At 61.7% G+C, this 5,269-nt stretch carries 4 protein-coding genes; 2 read left to right on the top strand and 2 right to left on the bottom strand.

Annotation, left to right across the window (positions count from 1 at the left end):
* Window positions 1–189: 189 nt before the first annotated feature.
* Both QMX98_RS15925 and QMX98_RS15930 read right to left on the bottom strand, forming a co-directional pair.
* Window positions 190–924, bottom strand: a complete 735-nt coding sequence (locus tag QMX98_RS15925; RefSeq protein ID WP_083374655.1) for an alpha/beta fold hydrolase — start codon at window positions 922–924, stop codon at window positions 190–192.
* A 239-nt stretch (window positions 925–1,163) separates the two neighbouring features.
* The gene (locus tag QMX98_RS15930) at window positions 1,164–2,336 is read right to left on the bottom strand and encodes an MFS transporter (RefSeq protein ID WP_282411049.1); all 1,173 of its coding nucleotides are present in this window, start codon (window positions 2,334–2,336) and stop codon (window positions 1,164–1,166) included.
* Window positions 2,337–2,567: 231 nt separating this feature from the next.
* Here QMX98_RS15930 and QMX98_RS15935 point away from each other — a divergent pair, with 231 nt between their 5' ends.
* Together QMX98_RS15935 and QMX98_RS15940 are read left to right on the top strand one after the other, a co-directional pair.
* Window positions 2,568–3,356 carry a glucose 1-dehydrogenase gene (locus tag QMX98_RS15935; RefSeq protein ID WP_282411050.1) on the top strand — a complete coding sequence of 263 codons (789 nt, stop codon included), beginning with the start codon at window positions 2,568–2,570 and terminating at the stop codon, window positions 3,354–3,356.
* Window positions 3,349–5,175: a glycoside hydrolase family 15 protein gene (locus QMX98_RS15940; protein WP_282411051.1), complete on the top strand. Its 1,827-nt coding sequence runs from the start codon at window positions 3,349–3,351 to the stop codon at window positions 5,173–5,175. Before QMX98_RS15935 ends, QMX98_RS15940 begins: the two co-directional genes overlap by 8 nt.
* Window positions 5,176–5,269 lie beyond the last annotated feature (94 nt).

Below are 5,269 nucleotides of genomic sequence, written 5' to 3' on the forward strand. Positions count from 1 at the left end.
TTCTAAGCATCCGGATCAGTGGCGGGAAGCACAAAGGCACGTCGTCCCTATAAAACGAATGCAGACCGGAAAAATTAGCGAATGAGAACAAGTATCAGGCAGGAGGTAAAACGCGGGGTGTCAGAGGGATAAGAATCATTGTGGGAGCGAGCTTGCTCCCACAGGGATTGAGTGACGCCCGGGATTGCGTCAGGCGCTGGCAGCCATGGCGTGCCGCCGATGGTGAACCTCAAGCTGATCCTTGATCACCCGCAACACCTTGGCTTCGTGCTCATGGATAAAGAAGTGCCCGCCCGCGAGCATGTCCACCGAAAAACTACCGTGGGTTTCCTTGCTCCAGCCGATCAACTGCTCGGTGGTGGCCCGATCATCCTTGCCACCGAGCACATGCACCGGGCACTTGAGCAAGGGACGCTGCTGCGGTTCGAAGCGCCCGCACAGCAGGAAGTCCGCGCGCAGGACCGGCAGTGTCAGGCTCATCAGCTCTTTATTGGCCAGCACTTCTTCGCTGGTGCCATTGAGGGTGCGCAGTTGATCGATCAATTCGGCATCGGTCCTGGGCTGGGCGAAGCCGCGATCGTAGTCGGCCCGCATGGTGGGTGCAGCCGTGCCCGAGGCGAACAGGGCCACCGGCTCCGGGCACCCCAGCGAGCGAAACGCATGGGCCATTTCACAGGCCAGCAACGCGCCCAGGCTATGACCGAACAATGCGTATGGCGCCTTGAGCGTGGCTTTTTGTTCCTGGGCGAGTTGCAGCGCCAGGCGTCGCATGTCGGTGTGCAACGGCTCGCCATACCGTGCGCCACGCCCCGGCAGTTCCACCGGCTGCAGCGTGAGCCATTCCGGCAGCTTGCGCCGCCAGCGGCTATAGACCATGGCGCTCGCGCCTGAATAGGGCAGGCACAGCAATGTCAGCTGGGTCACCGGGCTTACCTCGAAAAGTTGTCTATCAAGGGAACGGATGAGGCCGGCCTTGAATTAGTCCCAAGGTTGTAGAAGTGCCGAACACTGACATCGTGGCGAGAGAGCTTGCTCCCGCTCGGCTGCGCAGCAGTCGTAAAACGGGTGGATGCGGTGTAACTGAAAAATCTCAGTGAATGGTTTTGGGGCCGCTTCGCGACCCAGCGGGAGCGAGCTCCCTCGCCACAGGTTCTGTGTTTCGCTTATCTCAGGTGGCGATAGCTTTGGACTGCGGAACCGAGGATCACCGCACCGGCAGCAATTGCCACCCAGAATCCACTACGGGCCCCAAATGCATCGATCAGCCAACCCGAACCGGCCGCACCGACTGCCACGCCAATACTCAACCCGGTGACCAGCCAGGTCAGGCCTTCAGTCAGTTTGGCCGGCGGCACGATGCGCTCCACCAACGCCATTGCCACAATCAGCGTCGGCGCAAAGAACAGACCGGCGACAAACACCGCCAGCGACAGCCCGAGAATGTTCGTCGCCAGCAGCAACGGCAAGGTGGTGACCGCCGTCGCCACCCCGCCATACAAGAACAATCGCGGCAGCGGCACTTTCGAGCGCAACGCCCCGAACGCCAATCCCGCCAGGCAGGAACCAATGGCATACACCGACAACACAACGCTCGCTGCTGCCGGCTGGCCCTGCTGCTGGGCGAAGGCCACGCTGACCACATCCACCACGCCAACGATGGTGCCCATGGCGACCATCAACAGCATCAGCAATTGAATGTCGAGCGAACGGATCATCGAGCCCTGATGGTGTTCTTCATGGGGATGCACCGCCGGCTCGGTGTCCCGTTGCAGGACAAACGCCGTCACCCCGATCGCCAGCATCATCAACGCCGCCAACGGACCGGCCTCGGGAAACGCCACCACGCACAACCCCACCGACAGCGGCGGCCCGACAATAAAGCAGACTTCGTCCAGCACTGATTCCAGCGCGTAAGCGGTTTGCAGCTCCGGCTGGCCGCGATACACCTCGGTCCAGCGCGCACGGACCATCGCCGACATGCTCGGCATGCAACCGGCCAGCGCGGCGAACACAAACAACGTCCAGATCGGCGCCTGCAAGCGGGTGCAAAGCAACACCAGCAACAACGCCCCACCACCGATCAACGCCGAAACCGGCAGAACCCGGCCTTGACCAAAGCGATCCACCAGCCGCGAGACTTGCGGTGCACAAAACGCCGTGGCCAGGGCAAACGTCGCCGCCACCGCACCGGCCAGACCGTAGCCGCCTTGCAGTTGCGAGAGCATGGTGATCAGGCCGATGCCGGTCATGGAAATGGGCATGCGCGCGATCATCCCGGCCAGCACGAACGCTCGGCTGCCAGGGGCTTTGAACAGGTCGCGGTAGGGGTTGGTCATGGGTGCGGGTCTCAATCAGGGCGAGCAAGTTGCCATAAGGCGGACCGAGGGGAAAGCAGGCAATTGTTGGTTGAATGTGAAGGCCTCACACGTTGATCGTTCCCCCCGCTCGGCGTGGGAACGATCAGGTGTCACGCGGACAGGTGACGAAACTTTCATGGTTCGACGTGAACTCTCGCCAGCCCCCGTCAGTCAGCTGATTAAGCCCTCACACTCAAGGCGCTCACACTGATGCAGATTTCCCTCGACCAACAAGTCGCCCTCATCACCGGTGCCAGTTCCGGCATCGGCGCAGGCGCCGCCAAGGCATTGGCCGCCGCCGGGGCCGCAGTGGTGATCAACTACCATTCCCAGGCTGAACCCGCCGAAGAACTGGCCCGGCAGATCAACGTTGAAGGCGGTCGGGCTATCGCCATCGGTGCCGACGTTTCCAAAGAAGAAGACGTCGAACGGCTGTTCGCGCTAACCCTTGAGGCGTTCGGTTCGCTGGACATTCTGGTGGCCAATTCGGGTATGCAAAAAGACGCCAAGGCGGTGGACATGACCCTCGCCGACTGGAACCAGGTGATCGGCGTCAACCTCACCGGACAGTTCCTCTGCGCCCGCGCCGCCCTGCGTATTTTCAACCGTCAGGGTATTCGCGAAGGCGTGTCCCGGGCCGCCGGCAAGATTATTCATATGAGCTCGGTGCACCAGCGCATTCCCTGGGCCGGCCACGTCAATTACGCCGCGTCCAAGGGCGGCGTCGACATGCTGATGCAAACCCTCGCCCAGGAAGTCAGCCACCAGCGCATTCGCATCAATGGCATCGCACCGGGGGCGATTCGTACAGACATCAATCGCGATGCCAACGAGGAGCAACTGCTCAAACTCATTCCTTACGGCCGGGTCGGTGAAGTCGAGGACATCGCCAACGCGGTGGTCTTCCTCGCCTCCGATGCGTCGGACTACATCGTCGGCACCACCCTGTTCATCGACGGCGGCATGAGCCTCTATCCGGAGTTTCGCGGCAATGGCTGATCATCATCCCGAGCGACAAAGCAACATCGACGCCCACGGCATCATCGGCGACATGCGCAGCGCGGCGCTGGTCAATGACAAGGGCAGCGTCGACTTTTTCTGCTGGCCGGAATTCGACAGCCCGTCGATCTTCTGCTCGCTGCTGGACACGCCCGAGGCAGGCATTTTCCAGCTATCGCCGGACTTGCCTGATGCGCGCCGCGAACAGATTTACCTGCCCGACACCAACGTGCTGCAAACCCGCTGGCTGAGCGAGCGCGCCGTGGTCGAAGTCACCGACCTGCTGCCCATCGGCGACAGCGAAGATGATCTGCCGGTGCTGATGCGCCGGGTACGGGTGGTCAGCGGCCAGGCAACGTTTCACATGCGCTGCGCCGTGCGGCATGACTACGCTCGCGCCAGGACCCACGCACGCATGGATGCCAAAGACGTGGCATTCGAGGCCGATGATCAGCCCTCTCTGCGCCTGGCATCGGATCAGACCTTGCATATCGACGGCAACGCGGCCGTCGCTGAATTCACCCTCAAACAGGATCAGAGCGCGGAATTCCTGCTCGGCGGCATCGACGACCCGCGTTTCAACGAAGGCGCGGCCGGGTTGTGCCTGGAACGCACGCTGAAGTTCTGGCGCGACTGGAGCGGTCAGTCCAACTACCGTGGTCGTTGGCGGGAAATGGTCAACCGCTCAGCCCTGGCCCTGAAGCTGCTGACCTCGCGCAAACACGGCGCGATCCTCGCTGCCGCCACGTTCGGCCTGCCGGAAACACCCGGCGGCGAACGCAACTGGGACTACCGCTACACCTGGATCCGCGACGCCTCGTTCACCGTCTATGCGTTCATGCGCCTGGGCTTCGTTCAGGAAGCCAATGATTACATGCGCTGGCTGCGCGGGCGGGTCAGCGATTGCCACGGCAAACCGATGAAACTCAACATCCTCTACGCCATCGACGGGCGCCAGGAACTGCCGGAAACCGAGCTCTCGCACCTGTCCGGCCATGGCGGTGCGACGCCGGTGCGCATTGGCAATCAAGCGTATGACCAGGTCCAGCTCGACATCTTCGGCGAGCTGATGGACGCGGTGTACCTGGTCAACAAATACGGCGACGCGATCTCCCATGAAGGCTGGAAACACGCCGTGGGCGTCGTGGATCAAGTCTGTGAAACCTGGCAGCAAGAGGATGTGGGCATCTGGGAAATGCGCGGCGAACAGCATCACTTTCTGCACTCGCGACTGATGTGCTGGGTGGCTCTGGACCGGGCCATTCGACTCGCCTCCAAACGCTCCCTGCCCGCGCCGTTTTCCCGCTGGGACCAGACCCGTCAAGCGATCTACGCCGACATCTGGGACAACTTCTGGAACGAAGAACGCGGGCATTTCGTGCAGTACATCGGCGGCACCACGCTGGATGGTTCGATGTTGCTGATGCCGCTGGTGCGCTTCGTCAGCGCCAAGGATCCGCGCTGGTTATCGACCCTCGAAGCCATTCAGAAAACCCTGGTGCGCGACGGCATGGTCTACCGCTATCGCAACGAAGACAGCCAGATCGACGGCCTCAACGGCACCGAAGGCGCCTTTGCTGCGTGTTCGTTCTGGTACGTCGAATGCCTGGCCCGGGCAGGCCAGGTGGAAAAGGCGCACCTGGAGTTTGAACAATTGCTCAGGTACGCCAACCCGCTGGGCTTATACGCCGAAGAGTTCGACAGCCATGGGCGACACCTGGGCAATACGCCGCAAGCGCTGACGCACCTGGCGCTGATCAGCGCGGCCAGCTTTCTGGATCGGAAATTGAGTGGGGAGAAAAATTACTGGCAGCCTTGAGTCCGCGTTGCCCCTATCGCGAGCAGGCTCGCTCCCACAGAATTTGTGTCAAACACGCTATTTGTGAACGACACCAAACCTGTGGGAGCGAGCC

This window comes from Pseudomonas sp. PS02303, assembly GCF_029959925.1.
In the GTDB taxonomy this organism is placed as follows: domain Bacteria; phylum Pseudomonadota; class Gammaproteobacteria; order Pseudomonadales; family Pseudomonadaceae; genus Aquipseudomonas; species Aquipseudomonas mandelii.

Bases quoted from the DNA above. Each gene is read 5' to 3' on its own strand.
- QMX98_RS15935 (WP_282411050.1), top strand. From the start codon at position 2,568: ATGCAGATTTCCCTCGACCAACAAGTCGCCCTCATCACCGGTGCCAGT.
- QMX98_RS15930 (WP_282411049.1), bottom strand. From the start codon at position 2,336: ATGACCAACCCCTACCGCGACCTGTTCAAAGCCCCTGGCAGCCGAGCG.
- QMX98_RS15940 (WP_282411051.1), top strand. From the start codon at position 3,349: ATGGCTGATCATCATCCCGAGCGACAAAGCAACATCGACGCCCACGGC.